General features: G+C 46.2%; 23 protein-coding genes. 19 read left to right on the forward strand and 4 right to left on the reverse strand.

All coding sequences use genetic code 11. From position 1 onward, the window contains the following. The first annotated feature begins 2 nt into the window (after nucleotides 1–2). From udk to HWY38_RS15360, 4 genes are all read left to right on the forward strand, one after another. A complete protein-coding gene (udk, locus tag HWY38_RS15345; protein WP_003152763.1) occupies nucleotides 3–638 on the forward strand; it encodes a uridine kinase in 636 nt (211 codons plus the stop codon). A gap of 253 nt (nucleotides 639–891) precedes the next feature. Beyond that, on the forward strand, nucleotides 892–1,365 hold the full coding sequence (gene greA, locus HWY38_RS15350; protein WP_003152766.1) for a transcription elongation factor GreA: 474 nt from the start codon (nucleotides 892–894) through the stop codon (nucleotides 1,363–1,365). A gap of 52 nt (nucleotides 1,366–1,417) precedes the next feature. Next, nucleotides 1,418–3,172, forward strand: a complete 1,755-nt coding sequence (locus tag HWY38_RS15355) for a peptidoglycan D,D-transpeptidase FtsI family protein (RefSeq protein ID WP_088037426.1) — start codon at nucleotides 1,418–1,420, stop codon at nucleotides 3,170–3,172. 63 nt (nucleotides 3,173–3,235) lie between these two features. After that, nucleotides 3,236–3,952 carry a YrrS family protein gene (locus tag HWY38_RS15360; RefSeq protein ID WP_014305483.1) on the forward strand — a complete coding sequence of 239 codons (717 nt, stop codon included), beginning with the start codon at nucleotides 3,236–3,238 and terminating at the stop codon, nucleotides 3,950–3,952. Nucleotides 3,953–3,991: 39 nt separating this feature from the next. On the opposite strand, the gene HWY38_RS15365 is transcribed toward HWY38_RS15360, so the two are convergent. Continuing rightward, nucleotides 3,992–4,195 carry a YrzA family protein gene (locus tag HWY38_RS15365; protein ID WP_003152771.1) on the reverse strand — a complete coding sequence of 68 codons (204 nt, stop codon included), beginning with the start codon at nucleotides 4,193–4,195 and terminating at the stop codon, nucleotides 3,992–3,994. A gap of 183 nt (nucleotides 4,196–4,378) precedes the next feature. Between HWY38_RS15365 and HWY38_RS15370 the strand changes: the two genes are divergently transcribed. The 5 genes from HWY38_RS15370 (at nucleotide 4,379) to HWY38_RS15390 (ending at nucleotide 8,165) form a co-directional block, all read left to right on the forward strand. Further along, on the forward strand, nucleotides 4,379–5,020 hold the full coding sequence (locus HWY38_RS15370) for a class I SAM-dependent methyltransferase (protein WP_003152772.1): 642 nt from the start codon (nucleotides 4,379–4,381) through the stop codon (nucleotides 5,018–5,020). Between the two features lie 20 nt (nucleotides 5,021–5,040). After that, nucleotides 5,041–5,736 carry a 5'-methylthioadenosine/S-adenosylhomocysteine nucleosidase gene (gene mtnN / locus HWY38_RS15375; protein WP_003152774.1) on the forward strand — a complete coding sequence of 232 codons (696 nt, stop codon included), beginning with the start codon at nucleotides 5,041–5,043 and terminating at the stop codon, nucleotides 5,734–5,736. Between the two features lie 47 nt (nucleotides 5,737–5,783). Beyond that, nucleotides 5,784–6,707, forward strand: a complete 924-nt coding sequence (locus tag HWY38_RS15380) for an O-acetylserine dependent cystathionine beta-synthase (protein ID WP_015387961.1) — start codon at nucleotides 5,784–5,786, stop codon at nucleotides 6,705–6,707. Nucleotide 6,708: 1 nt separating this feature from the next. Beyond that, nucleotides 6,709–7,851, forward strand: coding sequence for a bifunctional cystathionine gamma-lyase/homocysteine desulfhydrase (locus tag HWY38_RS15385; RefSeq protein WP_003152778.1), 1,143 nt, complete (start codon nucleotides 6,709–6,711; stop codon nucleotides 7,849–7,851). A gap of 83 nt (nucleotides 7,852–7,934) precedes the next feature. Continuing rightward, the gene (locus HWY38_RS15390; protein WP_003152779.1) at nucleotides 7,935–8,165 is read left to right on the forward strand and encodes a YrhC family protein; all 231 of its coding nucleotides are present in this window, start codon (nucleotides 7,935–7,937) and stop codon (nucleotides 8,163–8,165) included. 39 nt (nucleotides 8,166–8,204) lie between these two features. Here HWY38_RS15390 and HWY38_RS15395 read toward each other — a convergent pair whose 3' ends face one another. Both HWY38_RS15395 and fdhF read right to left on the reverse strand, forming a co-directional pair. Then, nucleotides 8,205–8,696 (reverse strand): DUF1641 domain-containing protein, encoded by a 492-nt coding sequence (locus HWY38_RS15395; RefSeq protein WP_015387962.1) that lies wholly within the window; start codon nucleotides 8,694–8,696, stop codon nucleotides 8,205–8,207. Nucleotides 8,697–8,713: 17 nt separating this feature from the next. After that, nucleotides 8,714–11,656, reverse strand: a complete 2,943-nt coding sequence (gene fdhF / locus HWY38_RS15400) for a formate dehydrogenase subunit alpha (protein ID WP_087920802.1) — start codon at nucleotides 11,654–11,656, stop codon at nucleotides 8,714–8,716. A 306-nt stretch (nucleotides 11,657–11,962) separates the two neighbouring features. Between fdhF and HWY38_RS15405 the strand changes: the two genes are divergently transcribed. From HWY38_RS15405 to HWY38_RS15435, 7 genes are all read left to right on the forward strand, one after another. Next, nucleotides 11,963–12,331: a DUF2294 domain-containing protein gene (locus HWY38_RS15405; protein ID WP_007408224.1), complete on the forward strand. Its 369-nt coding sequence runs from the start codon at nucleotides 11,963–11,965 to the stop codon at nucleotides 12,329–12,331. Between the two features lie 266 nt (nucleotides 12,332–12,597). Continuing rightward, nucleotides 12,598–13,398, forward strand: a complete 801-nt coding sequence (locus HWY38_RS15410) for a formate/nitrite transporter family protein (protein WP_007408225.1) — start codon at nucleotides 12,598–12,600, stop codon at nucleotides 13,396–13,398. A 389-nt stretch (nucleotides 13,399–13,787) separates the two neighbouring features. Continuing rightward, complete coding sequence (locus HWY38_RS15415; RefSeq protein WP_003152787.1) at nucleotides 13,788–13,928, forward strand: YrzI family small protein; 141 nt, start codon at nucleotides 13,788–13,790, stop codon at nucleotides 13,926–13,928. 172 nt (nucleotides 13,929–14,100) lie between these two features. Continuing rightward, a complete protein-coding gene (locus HWY38_RS15420) occupies nucleotides 14,101–14,256 on the forward strand; it encodes a hypothetical protein (RefSeq protein WP_007408227.1) in 156 nt (51 codons plus the stop codon). Nucleotides 14,257–14,427: 171 nt separating this feature from the next. Further along, entirely contained in the window at nucleotides 14,428–14,967 is a 540-nt protein-coding gene (locus tag HWY38_RS15425; protein ID WP_044802508.1) for a class I SAM-dependent methyltransferase, read from the forward strand. Nucleotides 14,968–15,176: 209 nt separating this feature from the next. Continuing rightward, on the forward strand, nucleotides 15,177–15,743 hold the full coding sequence (locus tag HWY38_RS15430) for a TetR/AcrR family transcriptional regulator (RefSeq protein ID WP_014418456.1): 567 nt from the start codon (nucleotides 15,177–15,179) through the stop codon (nucleotides 15,741–15,743). Between the two features lie 27 nt (nucleotides 15,744–15,770). Further along, complete coding sequence (locus HWY38_RS15435) at nucleotides 15,771–18,932, forward strand: bifunctional cytochrome P450/NADPH--P450 reductase (RefSeq protein WP_224182146.1); 3,162 nt, start codon at nucleotides 15,771–15,773, stop codon at nucleotides 18,930–18,932. A 149-nt stretch (nucleotides 18,933–19,081) separates the two neighbouring features. Here HWY38_RS15435 and HWY38_RS15440 read toward each other — a convergent pair whose 3' ends face one another. Continuing rightward, nucleotides 19,082–20,290, reverse strand: a complete 1,209-nt coding sequence (locus HWY38_RS15440) for an MFS transporter (protein WP_224182147.1) — start codon at nucleotides 20,288–20,290, stop codon at nucleotides 19,082–19,084. Between the two features lie 123 nt (nucleotides 20,291–20,413). Here HWY38_RS15440 and HWY38_RS15445 point away from each other — a divergent pair, with 123 nt between their 5' ends. Genes HWY38_RS15445 through HWY38_RS15455 form a run of 3 tightly spaced genes read left to right on the forward strand, consistent with a single transcriptional unit; the run spans nucleotide 20,414 to nucleotide 22,794 of the window. Continuing rightward, on the forward strand, nucleotides 20,414–21,298 hold the full coding sequence (locus tag HWY38_RS15445; RefSeq protein ID WP_047935979.1) for a LysR family transcriptional regulator: 885 nt from the start codon (nucleotides 20,414–20,416) through the stop codon (nucleotides 21,296–21,298). A 49-nt stretch (nucleotides 21,299–21,347) separates the two neighbouring features. Then, on the forward strand, nucleotides 21,348–21,830 hold the full coding sequence (gene ybaK, locus HWY38_RS15450; RefSeq protein ID WP_224182148.1) for a Cys-tRNA(Pro) deacylase: 483 nt from the start codon (nucleotides 21,348–21,350) through the stop codon (nucleotides 21,828–21,830). A 46-nt stretch (nucleotides 21,831–21,876) separates the two neighbouring features. Further along, entirely contained in the window at nucleotides 21,877–22,794 is a 918-nt protein-coding gene (locus HWY38_RS15455; RefSeq protein WP_224182149.1) for an MBL fold metallo-hydrolase, read from the forward strand. The last annotated feature ends 124 nt before the right edge of the window (nucleotides 22,795–22,918 follow it).

The following is a 22,918-nucleotide window of genomic DNA, read 5'->3' on the forward strand; positions in this document are numbered from 1 at the left end:
CAATGGGTAAGAGTCCTGTAGTTATAGGCATCGCAGGAGGTTCCGGATCAGGAAAAACAAGCGTCACCCGTTCCATCTATGAACAGTTTAAAGGACACTCGATTTTAATGATCCAGCAAGACCTTTATTATAAAGACCAAAGCCATCTTCCGTTTGAAGAAAGGCTGAACACAAACTATGATCACCCGCTCGCATTTGATAATGACTATTTAATCGAGCATATTCAAGAGCTTTTGAATTACCGGCCGATAGAAAAGCCGATTTATGATTATAAACTGCATACGCGTTCTGAGGAAACCATTCCGGTTGAGCCGAAGGATGTCATTATTCTGGAAGGCATTCTCGTTCTCGAAGATAAAAGACTTCGCGACCTCATGGATATGAAACTTTATGTCGACACGGACGCGGATCTCCGTATCATCAGACGGATTATGAGAGATATTAACGAAAGAGGCCGTTCAATCGATTCTGTCATTGAGCAGTATGTGTCCGTCGTCAGACCGATGCACAATCAGTTTGTTGAACCGACGAAACGCTACGCGGACATCATTATTCCGGAAGGCGGACAAAACCACGTCGCAATCGATCTGATGGTCACGAAGATTCAAACGATCCTTGAACAAAATGCAATTTTGTAATACCATAGCATAGACATAAATAACTCAGACCATATTATGTATAGGCTGGAAGGGAATGAGACAGTTCCCTTCTTTCCCTGTTTATAAACCGAAACATTTGCAGAAAACACACATTCAGTTTAAGATAAACAGTACCTATATGGGAGAGAAGAACGAGGACTGCCCTGTGTTCTCATTCTTGATTTTTTCGTTTATGCTCTCATACATAATCACACGTTATTGTTGAGGGACAACCACCAAGGAGTGAAGGAACATGGCACAAGAAAAAGTTTTTCCGATGACTCACGAAGGAAAACAAAAACTTGAACAAGAATTAGAGCAATTGAAAACGGTTAAACGTAAAGAAGTAGTAGAACGCATTAAAATCGCAAGAAGCTTCGGAGATCTGTCAGAGAACTCTGAGTATGATTCCGCAAAAGAAGAACAGGCATTTGTGGAAGGGCGCATCACGACGCTTGAAAACATGATCCGCAATGCGAAAATCATCGAGGACGACGGCGGTTCAAATGTAGTCGGTTTGGGAAAAACCGTATCATTCATCGAATTGCCCGACGGTGAAGAAGAATCTTACACGATTGTCGGAAGCGCTGAAGCTGATCCGTTTGAAGGAAAAATCTCAAACGACTCGCCAATCGCAAAAAGCCTGCTCGGCAGAAAAGTGGACGAAGAAGTGACAGTTCAGACGCCGGGCGGAGAAATGCTCGTGAAAATTGTGAAAATTTCATAAGATCCGTTTAACAATGAAACACCTCGTCCAAAATGTGGATGAGGTGTTTTTTATGATCGTATCAAAAAGGCTGAAAACGGCCGTGATTTGTTTTCTGCTCGTGTTTTTCTTTCTGCTTGCAAGGCTGGCTGAAATTCAGCTGTTTTTTACAGAATCTTTTTCAAAATCCAATATTAATCTGATTCAGGAAAGCGTCAAGCAGCGGACGGAAGAAGTCCTTATTTCAGACGGCCGCGGCTCTTTTCTTGATCGGAACGGCAAAGAACTGACCGGAAAAAAGCAGCCTGCCGTCATACTGTTTCCCTTTCTCGTGACGCAGGATTGGCCGGTTGACCGGGTATCAGACATTCTCGGAATGAAACAGGGGGAGCTCAGGCAGCTGCTGACGGAAGCAAAAAAACCGGTGATCCTGAACAGCAGAAAAATAAAACATTTGACGAAACAATCCGTGGCAAATATCAATTCTTTGAAATATCCCGGCATTTACGGCGTATATATGAAAGACAGCAAAGAAACAAACATAGCCGCTCATCTGTTGGGCGCGACAAACCAGGACCCTGAGCTTTTGAAAAAGAAATACCCCGGCAGGAACGAACTGCCGATCACGGCAAAAATCGGGACAAGCGGGATGGAGCGGACGTTTGATGAGTTTTTACTGGCGGATCAGGATACAAAACTTTTGTATCATGTCGACGGAAGGGGAAACCCTTTATTCGGAATGGACGTCAAATATACGGCTGAAGCAAACGCGTTTTATCCGCTGCAAGTCAAAACCTCCATCGACCGCAATATTCAAAAAGCAATGGAAGATGTATTGAAAGACCGCGGGTTAAAAAAGGGGGGAGCCGTCCTTTTAGACATTGAAAAAAGCAGTGTGCTCGGAATGGTATCAAAGCCTGACGCCGACATGTCAAAGCAGCAGACACTGCAAAATTACATGCTGACGCCGATTTATCCGGGATCAGTGTTTAAAACGGTGATCGCCGCAGCCGCAATAGAACAAAACGAAGTGAAGCCGGGCACATCCTTTAACTGCAATCTCAACCTGTACGGAGAGCCGGGGGATGATAAAGGCACGCTCAGTTTTGGAGAAAGCTTTGCCCAAAGCTGCAATTATACGTTTACAAGTCTTGCGGAAAAATTAATCAAAAAAGATGATTCCGTTATTGAAAACATGGCGGAGAAACTAGGTCTCACACAGCGGGCGGGCTGGGAAGGCAAGCTGTACCGGGAAGACGGATTCAGACAGCTGTATAATGAAAAAAGCGGGGTCATTTGGGGAGATGACAAAGACAAAACCGTAAAAAAAGCCGTCGCACAGACGGCGATCGGGCAAAAAAACGTGAAAGTCACGCCTCTTGAAGTCGCCAATATGATGGCGGCGATCGCGCGCGGCGGTGAGAAAAAACAAGTCAAAATCGCGGACAAAATTGAATACAAAAACAAAACGACGATGGCGTCATTCAAAGAACAGCCGTTAAAAGGGGAAAACATCGACAAATATACGGCGCAGCAGCTTCAAAAAATTCTCAGAGAAGTCGTCACCTCACCGAAAGGAACCGGCCGAAGGTTTCAGGATCTGCCGTATGAGATAGCAGGCAAATCGGGAACGGCCCAGACGGGAATGTTCACAAAAGAAAAACAGACGCTTTACCACAAATGGTTTGCGGGATACTTTCCCGCGGACAAGCCGAAATACGCTCTCGTGGTGCTGCACATGGACACGCCGGGGGATAAGGCTCTGACAAATACAGTGTTTTATGATATTGTTAAAAAGGTACATGAAAATGAAACAAATCAGACATAGAACAACCGCTCAGCCCATGTTAAAATATATGCTGAGCAAGAGGGATAAAGGAGTGCAGAATGATTGAGCAATAAACAATCTCGTTTTGAAAACCGTGATAAGCGCAGAAAAGCAAATATGGTGCTTAACATTTTAATTGCTATCGTATCTATTCTTATTGTCGTCGTTGCAGTCAGCCTCTTCATCAACAGTCCGTCGAGCGACGTGAGCGAAAAAGCGGACACGAGCCAGAAGCAGGAAACACCTGCATCAGGCAAGACGAAGCAGACATCCGATGAAGACATAAAAGACAGCAAAAAAGATACGGCATCAGACGATGACAAAAAAGATAAACAGGATAAGGACACATCTGATTCATCTTCAGACTCTGACAGCAAAAAAGACGATGATTCATCGAAAAGTGATGACAGCAGCAAAAAAGACTCTGATTCAAGCGATCCTTTTAAAGGCGCAAAAATAACAGAGGGCGGCTCATCAAGCGATGTTGAGAAAACAATTGTTAACCCAAAATGGAAAGCGGTCGGAACAAAGCAGACGGGAGAACATGCGGCGACGTATGACTCAAGCTCTGAAGACTGGTCCGAAATGCTTGACGCCATCTCTTACGCAACAGGCGTGTCAAAAGATCACATGACAGTGCTGTGGCTCGGAAACAATGGAAGCCCGCAAGATGCGAAGGGTAAAGTTTTAGACAAAACGAACGGCAAAAAGTATCAGGTCACCATCACTTGGAAAGACAAAAAAGGCTGGAAGCCGACAAAAGTAGAAACGTTAAAATAACCGCAAAAAAGCAGCTGATTATTCAGCTGCTTTTTTCTGTCATACGTCAGCTGAAAAATGCACCGACGCGCTGTAAAGGATTCTGCCGTCAACGGCCGTCACCTGATGGGATACAGAACGGACGCGAAGCATAATCGCCTGGTTGTTTTCAATCTGAACGTTTATTTTCTTTTCAAGCTCCTGCAAAGATGCCGCTTCGAAAAATTCTACTTTATCTTTGATTAAATCCAATTGAAAATTCATCAGTACAGATCCTCCTGATTTTTCTTCTGAGTCAATGAAAGTATAAGCCTTTCTGCCGTAATTGCGCAATAATCCCAAAGTATTTTAGTACCCTTCCATTCTTTTTTGTGATAGGATAGGAACTGTTCCACGATTAATCCATACTATACTCATAGGAATTATAAATTATGGAGAGTGAAAAATATGGGCCGTGAATTTATTCCATTATTTGAAGATTGGGCAGCGACTTATGATGCCACAGTGCACGGGGCAGACAAACAATACGCTGATGTTTTTAAAGGGTATGACAATATTCTTGACAGCATCGTCGCACTTTCGGGTTCTAACGTTTTAGAGTTCGGACCGGGCACAGGGAATTTAACGGCGAAATTAGCCGCCGCGAACAAAAAGGTGTTTGGTGTAGAACCGTCTCCGTCAATGAGAAAACTGGCGGCTGACAAGCTTTCTGACAAAGCCGTGTTCAGTGACGGAGATTTTCTGGAGTTTCCCGCTCCGCCTTTTCAAATAGATACCATCGTCAGCTCGTACGCCTTTCATCATTTAACCGATGAAGAAAAGCAAGCGGCTGTAAAGCAATATGGCACAATCCTTCAGAAGCATGATAAAATAGTGTTTGCCGATACCGTCTTTAAAGATCATGAAGCTTATGATGAAACAATTAAAAAAGCAATCCGAAACGGCTATCATCAATTAGCGGACGATTTAAAGACGGAACATTATCCGACACTCGGGACAATGAAAAACATCTTTTCAGAAGAGGGATTTGCCGCGCGGTTTACGCAGCAAAATGACTTTGTCTGGATAATGGAGGCGATTAAACGGTAAATCGAAGGGATTGTGTATAAATGAAACTGGCAGTCATCGGAGCAATGGAAGAGGAAGTTACGATTTTAAGAAGCAAACTGAAAGACGCAAAACAAGAGATGATCGCTCACTGTGAGTTTACGACGGGCAGCTATGAAGGCGTCGAAGTTATCTTGCTGAAATCGGGGATCGGAAAAGTCAACGCCGCGATCAGCACGACGCTTCTGCTTGACCGTTTCAAACCTGATTATGTGATTAACACAGGCTCAGCGGGCGGTTTTCATCATACATTGAATGTAGGCGACGTCGTCATCTCAACAGATGTCCGCCATCATGACGTGGATGTGACGGCGTTTGACTATGAATACGGACAGGTGCCGGGTCTTCCGGCAGCATACAAAGCTGATGAAAAGCTGATCAGTATTACTGAGGAAGCGGTTTCTGAACTGAACGGCATTCAAGTCGCCAAAGGCACAATCGCTACGGGAGATTCTTTTATGAATGATCCGAAGCGGGTTGAAGACGTACGCGCCAAATTTGCGGATTTGTACGCGGTTGAAATGGAAGCTGCGGCTGTCGCACAGGTGTGCCACCAGTTCAAAACGCCTTTTGTTGTCATCAGAGCTTTATCTGATATTGCCGGAAAAGAATCTGACGTTTCATTTGATAAATTTTTAGAACAGGCTGCCGTTCATTCAACTGAGCTTGTCCTGAATGTCATCAAACGAATTCACTAAGCGGGGGATTCTCGTTCTCCTCCGCTTTTCCAGGAGGAGGACATATATTGAACGTGATAACAGATATTACAGAACTGATCGGAAATACACCGCTGCTCCGTCTCAAGCATTTTGATATACCGGAGGGAACAGCGGTTTATGCTAAACTTGAGATGATGAATCCGGGCGGAAGCATTAAAGACAGGCTGGGCGGAATGCTCATTGAAGATGCGCTACGCACGGGAAAGGTGAAACCGGGCGGTGTTATCATCGAAGCGACTGCCGGAAACACCGGGATCGGACTCGCTCTGTGCGCCAGAAAGCATCAGCTTCGCGCCGTTTTTTGCGTCCCGGAGCATTTCAGCAGAGAAAAGCAGCAAATTATGAAAGCTCTCGGAGCGGACATCGTGCATACGCCGAGAGAAGAAGGTATGCAGGGAGCCATTCGAAAAGCGCTTGAACTGGAGAGAGAGATTAATAATTCTTATGCCGTTCTGCAATTTAAAAACCGAGTAAATCCATTGACTTACTATAAAACGATCGGACCTGAAATATGGAACGCGCTCGGCGGGGATATCCACGCTTTTGTCGCAGGAGCGGGTTCCGGCGGCACCTTTGCCGGTACGGCAGCTTATTTAAAGGAGAAAAATCCTGCCGTCAAAACGGTGATCGTTGAACCGGAAGGCTCGATCCTGAACGGAGGAGAGCCGCATGCCCATAAAACGGAAGGCATCGGCATGGAGTTTATCCCGGATTATATGGACGAGAACCATTTTGACGCCATTTACACAGTGGAAGACGATACGGCGTTTTCGCTTGTCAGAGAAGCGGCCGAGAAAGAAGGCCTCTTAATCGGAAGCTCTTCAGGGGCGGCTCTTTATGCAGCGCTTGAAGAAGCGAAAAAAGCGCCCGCCGGATCAAATATCGTCACTATTTTCCCTGACGGCAGCGATCGATATATAAGCAAAAACATTTTTCAAGGAGGTCAGTAAGATGAAGAAAAAAACGCTGATGGTGCACGGAGGAATTACGGGAGATGAAAAAACAGGAGCGGTTTCCGTACCGATTTATCAAGTAAGCACGTACCGGCAGCCGAAAGCGGGCGAGCATACGGGTTATGAATATTCAAGAACGGCCAATCCGACGCGGACGGCGCTTGAAAGCTTAATTGCGGAGCTTGAAGGCGGCGCGGCGGGATATGCGTTCGGCTCAGGCATGGCTGCGATTACTGCCGTCATGATGCTGTTTGACAGCGGCGATCATGTTATTTTGACGGATGATGTATACGGCGGCACTTACCGGGTGATGACAGGTGTGCTGAACCGCTTCGGTATTGAAGCGGACTTTGTTGATACGAGCAGTGAAGAAAAAGTCAAAAAGGCCATTCGCCCGAATACGAAAGCCATTTATATCGAAACACCGACAAACCCGCTATTGAAAGTGACTGACCTCAAACTGATGTCTGACATCGCAAAAGAAGCGGGCGTATTGCTTATCGTCGATAATACGTTTTACACGCCGTATTTCCAGCAGCCGCTCAGCTTCGGCGCGGACATCGTGCTGCACAGCGCGACAAAATATCTCGGCGGCCACAGCGATGTCGTCGGCGGCTTAGTCGTCACGGCTGATAAAGAGCTCGGTGAAAAGCTTCATTATGTGCAAAACTCAACAGGCGGCGTTTTAGGACCGCAGGATTCATGGCTTTTAATGAGAGGCATTAAAACACTGGGACTCAGAATGGATGCCATCAATCACAGCGCCGGGAAAATCGCCGAGCTGCTTGAAGCGCATGATGCCGTTCAGACGCTCTACTATCCGGGATCAGCGAAACATCCGGGCCATGAGCTGACAAAAGCGCAAAGCTCCGGTTTCGGCGGAATGATTTCCTTTGATATCGGCAGCAGTGAACGCGTCGACGCGTTTTTAGAAAAATTGAACCTGTTTACAATCGCGGAAAGTTTAGGAGCGGTTGAAAGCTTAATCTCCGTGCCGTCCAGAATGACGCACGCTTCGATCCCGCGCGACCGCCGTCTTGCGCTTGGCATTACCGACGGGCTCGTACGGATCTCAGTCGGTATTGAGGATACTGAGGATTTAACGGCGGATGTGAAACAGGCGCTTGATTCACTTTTATAAAGAATGGATAGATTTACATTCTCTGTCGGCTGTCAGCTTGTATTATAATGTTGGTAGACTATAAAACTGGCAGGTGACCTTATATGGAGAAGAAAAGACTGAAATCATTAATAGAAGATTTTAAGCATTACGCATTTATTCTGCTTGCAGTCAGCACCTTCATTTATATCGGCGCGGTTCTTCCCGGACAAGGGCTGACTGCGGGCCAGAAAATGCTGATGTTTGTAACGGATTGTGCATTTTTAGCGGGCGCTTATTTCTGCGTTGACCGTTCACTTATTTATAAAAAGAGGCTGGAAGAGGCCGAAGAATAAAAAAAAGCCATTGTCTTTTGACAATGGCTTTTTCATTTCTTATTCAGAAGGGGTTTCGCGTAATTCTTTTCCCATTCCTTTTAAAAACTGCAGCCCGAAGCCGAGCGCGCGGTTAATATCAGGATCACCGACGGCTTTCATCAGTTCAAACATACTGACTTTCCTGTCCTCTTTTAAAAATCTTTGCGCCTGGTCCGTCCCGGCCATGGCGCTTTCTAAAAGTCTGCCCATAAATTCGGGATCAGCTTTTGACAGCGCGCCTCCCGCGGCCATCATCGTATTCAGAAGATTGGTGACAGGTTCCCGGGAAATCTGTCCGAGTGCGATTTTGGCAATCTCCTCTTTTGCCTGGAGCATATAGCTGGCGGCATCAAAAATGCCCAAGCCATTCAGCTCTGCCATAATGGACATCGTTTTCGCGACGGCTTCTTCATTTTCTGCGAGAAGCGTCTTCAGTTCTTCCAGTTTTTCAGCTTTCAGCTGTTCCTCTGTTTTCGTTTCTTTTTGAATTTCAGTAATTGGGCTTGCCATTATGTTTCCTCCTTTCCTTAATCAGTTAGGTGCACATAGCCCGGACGGTTCCATTTTCGCTGAGCTTCCACACCGTTTTGCGGATGACGTTTTTTGTTCCGCGGATTCGTTTTCGGAAGCGGCGGAGTATCACAGGAACCGAGCACTTCCATGCGGACTTTTGTCTGCTTATAGGCAGGTGTATGTGTCCGTGAATCATACGCAGGCCCGGTCAGGAAATTAATCGCAGAATCTTTATCTGTAGAGTTCATCGGCAGATAAAGCTCATTTGCGCGGACGCGGTCTGTCACAAGCGCGTTCAATTTAACCGCTCCAAAAGGAGAGACGAGCCGGATCATTGTTCCGTCGCAAATTCCGCGTTCAGCCGCGAGCTCCGGCGATACTTCAACAAATACATCCGGAACTTTAGACTGAATGCCTTTTGACTTGTTTGTCATATTTCCTTCGTGGAAATGTTCTAGCATCCGTCCGTTGTTAATATGCAGGTCATATTCTTCAGGGAAAACAGCAGGCTCCACCCAATCGCTCAGCGCAAAACGGGCTTTTTTGTCCGGGAAGTTAAAGCCGTCTTCATAAAGAAGCGGAGTGCTTTCTCCCGTAAAGCTTCCCCACAGGAAGCTGTTCCAGCCGCTAAGAACGTCGTAGCTTGCTTTTCCGAACAGCGGAGAAAGGCTCGCCATTTCTGAGAAAATGTCGCTAGGATGCGTGTAATTCCAATCAGCGCCTAAACGATTGGCGACTTCCTGAATAATCCACCAGTCGGGTTTTGCATCGCCGAGTGTCGGAAGCGCTTGATACAACCTTTGCACACGCCGCTCTGTGTTTGTAAATGTTCCGTCTTTTTCAAGAGATGGAACTGCAGGCAGGATGACATCCGCGTATTGCGCCGTTCTTGAAAGGAAAATATCCTGCACAACAAAGAAATCAAGGCTGGATAAAATGTCATGAACATGGTTGGCGTTTGAATCGACGAGCGCCATATCTTCACCGACAAGATACATGGCTTTCATGTTTCCTTCTTCAATCGCATGGAGCATTTCGATATTATCAAGACCCGGCTTGCCGTCAATTTCAACACCGTAAGCTTTTTCGAATTTAGCGCGTGCCGCATCATCGGTAATATGCTGATACCCCGGAAGCCAGCCTGGAAGAGTTCCCATATCGCAAGCGCCTTGAACGTTGTTATGTCCCCGCAGCGGATAGGCTCCGGCGCCCGGACGGCGGTAGTTTCCTGTGGCAAGCAGCAGGTTGGAAATCGCCGCTGATGTATCAGAGCCGCCTGTATTCTGGGTTACGCCCATGCCCCAAAGAACACAAGTGCCGTCAGCATCACGAATCATTTCGGCAATACGGATGATCGTATCCTGAGAAAGTCCGGTGATGCGCTCCGCATATTCCAATGTGTATTTTTCCAGCGTTTCTTTATAATCATCAAAGTAGTTGACATTTTCATCAATAAACGCTTGATCGTGCCAGCCTTGGTCAATCATATATTTCGTTACTGCCATGAGCCAGACCTGGTCAGTCCCTTGTTTCGGGCTGATAAAGAGGTCGGACCGTTCAGCCATTTCATTTCTGCGCAGATCGGCAACAATCAGTTTTTGGCCGTGCAGTTTATGGGCGCGTTTCACGCGTGTGGCCAGAACCGGATGTCCTTCCGCCGGATTGGCGCCGACGATGAGCACGAGGCCCGCTTTTGCGATATCTTTAATTGTGCCGGCGTCTCCGCCCATACCGACGGTGCGGAATAAGCCGTCCGTTGCCGGTGACTGGCAGTAGCGTGAGCAGTTATCCACGTTGTTGGTTTCAAATACTTGGCGTGCCAATTTTTGAATGACATAGTTGTCTTCATTCGTAATTTTAGAAGAAGAAATAAAGCCGACAGAACCATTTCCGTGTTCGGCCTTGATCGAACCGAGTCTTGAAGCGACAAGATCAAGAGCTTCTTCCCATGACGATTCAACAAATGCACCGTTTTTCCGGATAAGCGGTTTTGTAATCCGTTCTTCCGAATTCACGAAGTCCCAGCCGAATTTCCCTTTCACACAAGTGGAAATCGCGTTAACCGGAGCATCGGAAACAGGCTGAATTTTAAGGATGTCACGGCCTTTTGTCCATACTTCAAAAGAGCATCCGACGCCGCAGAACGTGCAGACTGTTTTTGTTTTTTTCGTCCGTTTATCGCGCATAGCCGCTTCCACTTCAGACACGGCGAAGATGCTTGTATAGTCGGGTTCAACATTTTTTACTAAATCAATCATCGGTTCCATGACATCTTCTTTTATTCCTGTCATAAATCCGGCTTGGCCGAGCATTGATTTTTCCATCAGTGCGTTACAAGGGCAGACAGTGACACACTGGCCGCAGCTGACGCAGGAAGATTCATTAATGGCGACGCCTTCATCCCAAATGACCCGCGGGCGGTCGCGCTCCCAATCAATTGAAAGGGTCTCATTCACCTGAAGGTTTTGACACACTTCCACACATTGGCCGCAGGCGATGCATTGGTTCGGATCATAGCGGTAAAACGGGTGAGACATATCAACCGCGCACTTTGAATCATCTTTCGGCGTATACGGATATTTCTGATGCTCAATTCCCATCATTTCCGCTGTATTATGCAGTGTGCAGTTGCCGTTGTTGTTATCGCATACCGTACAGTAAAGCAGGTGATTCTCGAGCAGGCGGTCCATGGCCTCTGTCTGAGCCTCTTTTACCCTTCCCGACGTAAGCGAGATGGACATCCCGTTTTCTGCAGCCGTGGAACAAGAGCGCTGCAATTTCCCGTTTACTTCAACAATACAGGTGTCACATGTTTGAATCGGATCCACTTCCGGTACATGGCATATTTGCGGAATCTCAATTCCGTTTTGGTTTAAAATATCTAAAATCTTAGACCCCTCTGGTGCTTCATACTCCGTGCCGTCAATTTTGACACGGATAGACTGAACGTCTGTCACTTCCAATTCCCCTCCATCTTGTAAACTCGAAAAAAAGCCATGCACATAGATACCGGCCTCCTGTCCGGAGAACGGTATAAATACGCATGGCGGAATAGTTCACTAGCAAGTCTTACTAACAGACCAATCCTATTTGTATAAAACGATAGACTCATAACACGTTTCCTATTACAAATCCATCTTCACTGCTTTTATTATAAGGTGATATTTATTATAATACAATACGAAAGGAAAACTTTAACCAGGTGAAATGTCACAAAGGGGAACCGGGAATGTCTTTCATAGGCTAAAATCGGAGGGGACAATATGTCTAAAAAAATTCATGAATTTAACGATATTATCCGGAAATTGCGCAAAGAATTATTTGGAAAGGGGCCTGAACGAATTCACACCGTTTTTGTGGATAACATGGCGGTATCTACACTTTACGGCAATCTAAGCGCAAGTGAGCAGTTTATCGCACGCACGCCTGAAGGAAGAGAAATGGTTCATGCGGCGCGAACCAGCTTAATTCAGGAGCTGTATTCAAAACAAACGCCTGACGGAATGGAAGAGCTCATCGGAGCAAAGCTTGTGCATCTGTTTTCAGATATTAAAATAGAGGAAAATATTGCCGTATCGGTGTTTGTCTTTGACCGCTCAATTGAAGAGCATAAAGAAGAAATCAAAAGCTGACAATATTCAATTGACACGAAATTGTCACATTTGATATGATATGAACTGCCAGCAGTGGCATAAGGACGATTTTTTATGGAATGTGTGCATGATCTGTACATATTCTATACCGCATATTTTCATTCTGCTTGATATTGTTGTATGGGTATGCATACAAGTTAGGCAGCATTCATACCCCGTTTTTTCAGACGGGTTAGTTGAATGCTGCCTTTTTTGTTAGGCGTCTTTGGAAACTGCGGGCTGAAATGATAAATGGAGGGGTTATTATGGCTTTTCGTAAACCGGACGAAATAGCGGAGCTTGCGGTCGAATCAGGGGTAAAAAAGGTGCATTCACCGCTTTCAGCACTGATTGTATTAGGATTTTTGGGAGGAGCGTTTATCGCACTCGGTTATTTGCTTGATATCCGTGTCATCGGCGACCTTCCGAAAGAATGGGGAAGCCTGTCGAGTTTAATCGGGGCGTCCGTGTTTCCCATCGGATTGGTGCTCGTCGTTCTTGCCGGCGCGGAGCTGATTACGGGAAATATGATGTCGGTATCCATGGCGCTGTTTTCCAGAAGAATATCCGCCGGTGCATTAGTGAAAAATTGGGTGATCGTGACGTTGATGAATCTTGTCGGCGCACTGTTTGTCGCTTACTTTTTCGGACATGTTGTCGGATTAACCGAAACAGGACCTTACTTGGAAAAAACGATTGCGGTCGCACAAGGCAAATTGGATATGCCGTTTGGAAAAGTCATTGTTTCGGCGATCGGCTGTAACTGGCTTGTCTGTTTGGCCGTCTGGCTTTCTTTCGGCGCAGAAGACGGAGCCGGAAAAATCGCGGGTATATGGTTTCCGATTATGGCATTTGTCGCAATTGGTTTTCAGCACGTTGTAGCCAATATGTTTATCATCCCGGCCGCGATTTTTGCAGGTTCTTTTTCGTGGGGTGATCTGATTGGCAATCTCATTCCGGCCTTTATCGGGAATGTCATCGGCGGGGCAGTGTTTGTCGGCCTTATTTATTTTATTGCATATTCAAAAAAAGATCAGAAAAAGCAAGGGATGAAAAGAGTTTCCTGAGGTAAGAAAGATGCCGGAAAACACGGACAATTGAAGCGGAATGCCAGCACATTTTCCGTCCAAATCTTGAAAAAAATGTTTACAAAATGGAAGCTGATGGATATACTTACAAAGTAAGAAAAAAGCAAAGGGAGGTTGAATCACATGACGACGTTAAACGGCAATCAAAATCTACAATTGAACCGATTCAGCCTGTGGAAGAGTTCGTGTCCTTCCTTAACCTCTGCCCGTCAAGCACGTTAATTTCGGAGTATCAGGACATTCGCAGCTCCCCGCAGGGAAAGAAGCACCGTCTTCTTTTGTCTGCGGATTTAGTCTGCCCGCAGCGCATATGAACTTTGCTGCGGGTTATTTTCGCTTGTGCGGATATTGAAAGGGGGTGAGCGATAATGACCATCAATCTTTTCTTTTTAACACTGACCATTTCAAAGCGTTTTAAAAGTGCGGAAGAGTATGAACGAGAACAGCAGGTCGAAGAGTTTTATAATGAAGCGAAAGAACGCCAGCTGAAACATTTTTATATGAACTAACGGACACGAAGGGCCAAAACGGAGGAGAAGGAGGAGATCATCATGTTCAGAATTGAACTGCTGAATCATTACACAATGGAGAAGGACCAGGTTTAGCGAGGATGTTGCTGTCACGTCGCAGACGGCCTGCATACCATGGTAAAGAAAGAAAAATTGGTAAGCGGGTGATAACATGCAAGGCGGTCAGAACAGAATTCCATCCATCGGGCACGGGTATGCGTCAATGCCCCATTCATTTAAACACGGCTACGGCAACCCGTACCGCCGGCAGAGAATGGCGGCGCTTTCCCGGCAGACAAGATATATAGCACCGTATTATTGGTACTAGAGCAGGCGGAAAACCTACGTTTTCCGTCTTTTTTTATGAAAACAAATATAAATTTCAAATAAATCGAAACGTTCATGAAGAGAAGTGCGTCTAGTTAGCACCTCATACTAATACGAGGTAATATTATTTCTGAATAATAAATCACAGGAATGGAAAAGCGGGTGTTATACAATGTTGCAACATACATCTTCAGCATTAAAACGAATGCGCGCGAAATACTTTGCTGCATCAGAACCGGCAGAGTCAGTCATTCAGCAAATCTTGATGGACATACAGGAATACGACCGCATTTTGGAAATCGGGACCGGAAACGGCTCAATGTTTAAACAAATCATCGGACAGCTTGAAAAGGGCAGTCTTAAAAGCATAGAAACATCGAAACGTAAAATACGGAAAACACAGCGCGCAAACCGTTCGGTTATAAAAACCGGGCTCGGAAACATTCAGCAGGGGAGGCCGGAAAGCATACCGTTCCGCGACCGCAGCTTTCATAAAGTCTTCTCATTACATACTGCTGAAACAGTCAGCGATTACCGGACGGCATGTAAAGAAGTGTACCGCGTTCTTCAAATTGACGGGTGTTTCTATATGGTTTTGAAACCTTCGCGGATGAGTGAGAAGGATGTGATTGAGGTGCTCTATGATCAGCATTTCAGAGACATTTCAGTTGTCAGCAGAGATTCATTCCATTTTATTACTGCCATTAAATAGAATATTTCTTGGGAAATAAAAAGAGCTGCTTAAGTCATTGCAGCTCTTTTTGTGAAATTGGGCATATTTCCTTATTTTTGGTTATTTCACATATATTTTATATTAAAAAAAGTTTTTTTCTTATACAATGGTAATCAGATGACCGTACATTTTAAATATTTTGAACAAACGGAATGAATATTCATTCCGCATTTAGAAAGGGGGATGAAATGACAGCTTCAAACAAGGTTGAACTCATTATGAAAGCGTCGCTTACTTTGTTTACAGATAGAGGATTTGACGCCACGACGATTCCGATGATTGCCGCTCAGGCCGATGTCGGAACCGGCACAATTTACCGTTACTTTGACAGTAAAGAGACACTTGTGAACGTACTGTATCAGGAAAGTGCGCAGCGTTTTATGAAAAAAGTCAAAACGGACTTTCAGGGGATATCTGTAAGAGAAGGGTTTCATCACCTGTTTTATTGTCTGATTGATTTTACGAAGGAAAGTGAGTATGCATTGTTTTTTCTTGAAACGAATAAGGACGCCTACTTTCTGAATGAAACGAGCCGTAAGCTTCTTGATGAAATAACACAGATGCTTGACGTCTTTTTTCAGCGCGGCAAGTCTGAAGGCGTGCTCCGCAATCTGCCGTCCAATGTGCTGATGGCGCTGCTGCTCGGGGCATATCTCAAACTCTATCAGCTTGTCCGGACGGGAAGCGTCGAAATAACAAAACCATTTCTGAAAGAATTGGAACAATGTTCTTGGGATGCTATCAGAACTCATTAATTATACGCCGAAGGAAGGAAGATCGATATGAAACAGCTAAGCGCTATACCGCAGCCGAAAACATACGGGCCTCTGAAAAATCTCCCTCACTTGGAAAAAGAAAAACTGTCACAATCGCTTTGGAAAATTGCTGAAGAATACGGCCCGATCTTTCGTTTTGAATTTCCGAGCTCTGTCGGGGTCTTCGTATCAGGCCGCGAGCTTGCGGCAGAAGTCTGTGATGAAAAGCGATTTGACAAAAATCTCAGCAAAGCCCTGCTGAAAGTCCGTGAGTTTGGCGGTGACGGACTATTTACGAGCTGGACTCACGAAAAGAACTGGCAGAAAGCGCATCGGATTTTATTGCCGAGCTTCAGCCAGAAGGCGATGAAAGGCTATCATTCAATGATGCTGGATATTGCCATGCAGCTCGTGCAGAAGTGGAGCAGATTAAATCCGAATGAAGAAATTGACGTTGCCGAAGATATGACGCGCCTGACGCTGGATACAATCGGCCTGTGCGGATTTCATTACCGCTTTAACAGCTTTTACCGCGACACACAGCATCCTTTTATCACAAGTATGCTTCGTGCCCTGCAGGAGGCAATGCGCCAATCGCAGAGACACAGCCTGCAGGACAAGCTGATGATCAAAACGCGACATCAGTTCCAGCAGGATATTGAAGAGATGAATTCGCTTGTAGACCGGATCATCGCTGAGCGGAGGGAAAATCCGGATGAGAATCTGTCTGACCTTTTAGCATTGATGCTTGAAGCGAAAGACCCTGTAACGGGAGAAAGGCTGGATGATGAAAATATCCGTTATCAAATCATTACCTTTTTGATCGCTGGGCATGAAACCACAAGCGGGCTGCTTTCTTTTGCGATATACTGCCTGCTGAAAAATAAAGATAAATTGAAAAAAGCCGTTCAGGAAGCCGAGCGGGTGCTGACGGGAGAGACCCCTGAATATAAGCAGATTCAGCAGCTGACATATATCCGCATGGTGCTAAACGAGACTTTGCGGTTATATCCGACTGCCCCGGCATTTTCTCTGTACGCGAAGGAAGATACGGTTCTCGGCGGGAAATATCCGATTGCGAAGGGACAGCCGGTGACGATTCTGACTCCGCAGCTGCACCGGGATAAAAGCGCGTGGGGAGAAGATGCCGAGTCATTCCGCCCGGAAAGGTTCAGTGATCCCGCGGCCATTCCGGCTGATGCGTATAAGCCGTTCGGAAACGGACAGCGAGCATGCATCGGGATGCAGTTTGCCCTTCAGGAAGCGACAATGGTACTAGGCCTTGTCCTGAAACACTTTGAACTGATTGATCATACTGATTATGAGCTTACGATTAAAGAAGCTTTAACCATTAAGCCCGGTGATTTTAAAATCCGTGTGAAAAACAAGGACGTGTCCAATCATCAGCCCGTACAAAACCATAAAGCTGAAGGAAGCGGTCACAAAGAAGAAACGAAAGAAATCCCGTCCCACGGAACGCCGCTTCTCATTCTTTACGGATCAAATTTAGGAACTGCTGAAGGAATCGCGGAAGAGCTGGCTGATATCGGAAGAAGCAAAGGATTTTCAACTGAAACCGGCCCGCTCGATGATTATGCCGGAAAACTGCCTGTAAAAGGCGCGGTCGTTATTGTGACGGCTTCTTATAACGGGGCGCCGCCTGATAATGCGGCGGGTTTTGTGAAATGGATGGAAACCCTTGAAGATCAGGAACTAAAGGGTGTTTCTTACGCCGTTTTCGGCTGCGGAGACCGCAACTGGGCCGCAACTTACCAGAGAATCCCCCGCCTGATAGACAAAGTGCTTGAAGAAAAAGGGGCAAAACGGCTGACCTCTATCGGGGAGGGCGACAATGCCGATGATTTTGAGTACAGTCAGGAAGCCTGGGAAGACTCATTCTGGAAGGACATCATGAAGGCTTTTTATATAGAGGCCGCTCCAAAACAGACAAACAAATCACAGTTATCAATCGAATACGTAAGTGAAGCAGCCGAGACGCCGATTGCCAAAACGTACAAAGCATTTGAGGCGGAGGTCATCACAAACAAAGAGCTTCATACCGAAAGCAGCAAGCGCTCAGTCCGGCATATTGAGCTGCGTCTCCCCGAAACAGAAACGTATCAGGAAGGAGATCATCTCGGGGTGCTTCCGCAAAACAGCGGGGAACTGATCAGCCGTGTCATTCGCCGATTCGGTCTTGATCCGAACCAGCACTTTAAGATCAAGGGCCGGCAGCTGCCTCATCTGCCGATGGACCGGCCGGTTAATGCGCCGAAGCTTTTGGCGTCCTATGTAGAGCTGCAGGAGCCGGCAACGAGAGCCCAGCTTCGCGAACTTGCCGCACATACCGTGTGCCCGCCGCACCAAAAAGAATTGGAGCATCTTTATTCTGATGATGCGGCATATAAAGAAAACGTGCTGAAAAAACGAATGACCATGCTGGACCTGCTGGAAGATTATCCTGCATGTGAACTGCCGTTTGAGCGCTTTTTAGAACTTCTGCCGTCCTTAAAGGCGCGCTATTATTCAATCTCAAGCTCACCGAAGGCAGCCAGCGGGGAGCTCAGTATCACGGTCGGCGTTGTGACGGCTCCGGCATGGAGCGGCCGTGGGGAATACCGGGGCGTGGCTTCGAACTATTTAGCCGGATTACAAAAAGGCGATTCTGCCGTCTGTTTCATCTGCTCGCCGCAGTCGGGTTTCGCATTGCCTGAAAATCCGAAAACGCCTCTCCTTATGGTCGGAGCAGGCACAGGAATTGCGCCGTTCAGGGGATTTATCCAGGCGCGCGCTGCCGAAAAAATGTCCGGTAACATCCTGGGCGAAGCTCATTTATACTTCGGCTGCCGGCATCCTGAAGAAGACGATCTGTACAAAGATGAATTCGACCATGCGGAGAAAAACGGCCTTGTCACCGTGCACCGAGCGTATTCCAGATTAGATCAGGACTGTAAAGTATATGTACAGGATGTTCTGCTTCGCGAGGCTGAACAAATTATTGCTCTTCTTGACCAAGGCGGCCATCTCTATATATGCGGTGACGGAAGCAAAATGGCTCCGGCCGTGGAAAATGTACTGCTTCAGGCGTATGAAAAGGTGCATAACACTGATTCAAAAGTTTCCTTGGAGTGGCTTGAACACCTGCAGGCGGAAGGAAGATATGCGAAAGATGTTTGGGCAGGTATGTAACAGAAGAGTGAGACAACTGAAGAATGTTTTTTAATTGAAGAAAGCCGGCACGATATTTGAAATCTACTGAATCAAAAGGAATAGTTATAGGGAGTATCGTGCCGGCCTTATCTTTAGTATCGGACAAAAGACACAAATCTTTAATGTTTTTATTGATTTACATGCAGACGGCTATGTCCCTTTTTTCTGAATTCCGCCAGAAATAAAACCGGATAAGACAGCAATAGCAAAACCGAAATAAATGAAATGATACCGATCCAATGAAAATGCGTCCAAAAGAAACCGCCGCAAGACCCGGCCACGCTTGAACCGATATAGTATGCAAGCAAGTATAATGAAGAGGCTTGCGCGCGATGATCACCGGCTGCCCGGCCGACCCAGGCGCTTGCGATCGAATGCGCGCCGAAAAAGCCGAAGGTAAAGACGGCAATCCCCGCGATTTTAAGCGCAAGCTGGGGCAAAAGTGTCACCGCTGCGCCGGCAAGCATAACAAAAATCGCAATCTTAATCATTTTCGCGCTTCCGAAAAGATCTGCTTTTTTCCCCATATAGACCGAGCTGAACGTTCCCGCGAGATAGACAATAAAAATAAAACCGATCACAGTCTGCGACAAATGATAAGGAGCCGCCATTAAATGAAAGCCGATATAATTATATAATGTCACAAAACTCCCCATTAATATAAATCCCAGAGATATTAACAAAAGCAGCCGTTTGCGGTGCAGAACCGCTCCGTATTCCTTACATGCCGCTTTTATGCCCGCATGCCGCTCAGATGAATGGCGCGGAGCCGGAAGAAAACGCCAAAACAAATAGCTTAATACAATAGAAAGAATGCCGATGATGGCAAGCGCCGGCCGCCAGCCGAATACATCGGTCAGAAGCCCCGTTAACAGCCTGCCGCTCATTCCCCCGATGCTTGTGCCGCTGATATACAGGCCCATCATTTTCCCGAGGCCCTGCGGATCAAACTCCTCGCCTACATATGTCATAGCGACAGCCGGAACGCCTGCCAGGAAAATACCGAGCAGCCCCCTCATCGCCAAAAGCGCCGGAAAAGCCGGACTGAACGCTGTTAATAGACCTAAAACAGAAGTGGCTGTTAACGACAGCACCATTAATTTTTTTCTGCCGAATCCGTCAGACAACGAAGCGGCGGCCAATAATGAAAATGCCAAAACGGCTGTTGAGATGGATAAAGTTAAGCTGGCAGCCGCAGCGGAAATATGAAACTCTTCCGAAAACAAAGGCATAAGCGGCTGTGTCGTGTAAAGCGTGGCGAATGTCACAAAGCCGCTGATAAACAGAGCCAAGCTGGCCTTTCTGTAAGCCTTTGTATGAGGCTGAATAAACGTCATGAATGTCCCTCTTTTCTCACTGTTGGTTATATATGTATCGTACGCTTTTCATTTCAATGTGTCTAATTTATAATAACTATAGAATTAATGCGTGTAGGTTATGAGAAAGGGGAGAAGGAGAACATGGAGCTTCATCAAATTGACAACTTCATTGCGGCGGCAGCTCATCAGCATTTCACAAATGCGGCAAAAGAAAGAATGATTTCTCAGCCGGCATTAAGCCGATCGATTATCAGGCTTGAAGAAGAATTAGGCGCGCCGTTATTTTACAGAGAGACAAAAGCCGTCCGGCTGACAAGGCACGGAGAGCAGTTCTTAATAAAAGCAAAACAAGCGAGACGAGCTTTAAATGAAGGCGTTGAACAAGTGAAAAAGAATATGAGCCTGGAGCACGGCGAAATATCTGTATCATTTCTTCATACGCTCGGGCTGCGCTTAATGCCTCAGCTGATTGCCGAATTTAAAAAGCTATACCCAAACGTGACCTTCCGGCTTTATCAAGGCGCAAATGAAACGCTTCGCAAAATGGTGGAAACGGGAGATGCGGATATCTGTCTCAGCTCCCCGCCGCTTCCCAGCGAGCTTTTACAATGGACAGTGCTGGAGAAAGAGCCTCTTTATGCGGTGCTTCCTGAGAACCACCCGCTTGCAGGAAATAAAAGCATTCAAATGAAAGAGATGCAGGACGAGGATTTTGTGGGTTTTAAACCGGGATACGGACTGAGGTATATGTTTGATCTGATGTGCCGGGATTTGAATATACACCCGCATCTCGCATTTGAAGGAGAGGAAGTGTCAACCATATTAGGGCTGACCGCCGCGGGTCTGGGGGCTGCAGTGCTGCCGAAAACCGCGGAGCATTCATACTTACCGGTCGTTTTTCTTCCGGTTGCAGATTACCAATGCGAACGCACCATAGCGTTAGCCCAGCTGAAAAACCATGCTCTCTCTCCCGCTGCTGAGCGTTTTAAACAGTTTGCACTTGAGTATTACAAAGCACGCAACTGAGCGGTAGTTGAAAATAATCAGAAAGAAATACAGAAAACGGAGGAAAACCATGGCGAAAAAAATAGTGAAAACAAATGCTGTCCGTATCATTGAGCAGCAAAACATTCCCTATGAGCTATTAGGTTACAAAACAGAAGGGGAACAGCCCGCAGACGGTCTTTCCGTTTCACAAAAAATCGGATACGCTGCCGAATATGTTTATAAAACCTTAGTGGCATCTGCAGGAACTGATCGTTATTACGTCTTTGTCGTTCCCGTTGCAAAAGAACTGAATCTGAAAAAGGCTGCGAAGGCGGCAGGTGAGAAGAAAATAGAAATGATTGCCATGAAGGACCTTTTGGGAGTAACCGGCTATATGCGCGGCGGATGCTCTCCGATCGGCATGAAAAAAAGGTTTCCGACTTTCATTGATAGATCCGCTGAAACACTGGAGTTTATGATTGTCAGTGCGGGGAAAATCGGAATGCAGCTGAAAGCAGCGCCTCAAGATTTAGCCGAAGCAAGCGGGGCGGTATTTACAGACATTGTATAAATGTCCGATGAATCTAATGGAATACACGTGTCAAGGGAGAATGATAATGAAAAAAAGATATGAAAACTTGAATGGCGTGAAGAATGAACATGGATTCAGGGACATGTGGAAATGGATGAAAGAACGAAGAGAGAAAAGTAAAGACTTAAGCGAGAACATTCCGAAAGCGGTCACTAGGGATGTCCGTGATGTTGCCGTCAATCGGACGGAAACCGCCATAACATGGATCGGCCATTCTTCATTTCTGATCCAAATACAGGGGCTTAACATAATGACCGACCCTGTTTGGGCGCGGCGGATGGGTTTTCAAAAACGGCTGACAGAGCCGGGATATGAATTGAGCGAACTGCCTGACATTGATGCCGTGCTCATTTCACACGGGCATTATGATCATCTTGATTTTCCGAGTATAAAAAAACTGAGAGGAAACCCGGATTTTTACGTGCCTGCGGGATTGAAAAAGCTGTTCAACAAAAAAGGCCGCAAAAACGTTCATGAAATGAATTGGTGGGATCGTTTTGAGATGCGGGGAGTGAATATATCATTTGTTCCGGCCCAGCACTGGACACGGAGAACGCTTTGGGATACCGATACCTCTCATTGGGGAGGCTGGGTCATAGAAAGCGAAAACGGCGAGTCCATCTATTTTGCAGGAGATACAGGCTATTTTGAAGGCTTTAAAGAAATCGGAGAGAGGTTTCGTATTAAGGCGGCCCTGATGCCGATCGGAGCATACGAACCGGAGTGGTTTATGCAAGTGTCACATATCAATCCGGAAGACGCCGTGAAAGCGTTTTTGGAGCTGAAGGCTGACAGCTTCATTCCCATGCATTACGGGGCATTCCGGCTTGCTGATGATACAGGCCCGGAAGCATTAAGCAGACTGCACGGCGAGTGGGACCGGCTTGCATTACCTCCTGAAAACCTGAAAGCATTAGCGCTTGGCGAAACATTTTGGCTGTAACAGCAGGTTTTCGCTGCCGACACCAATCGTTTAAAAACGGTTGGTGTTTTGCTGTCAATCAAAGGTGAACAGCCTTTGTATAAAACATGATTTTTCCGGAATCTGCGGTAAAAAACAAAACTTT

It is taken from the genome of Bacillus sp. KS1 (assembly GCF_020075515.1).
GTDB lineage: Bacteria > Bacillota > Bacilli > Bacillales > Bacillaceae > Bacillus > Bacillus velezensis.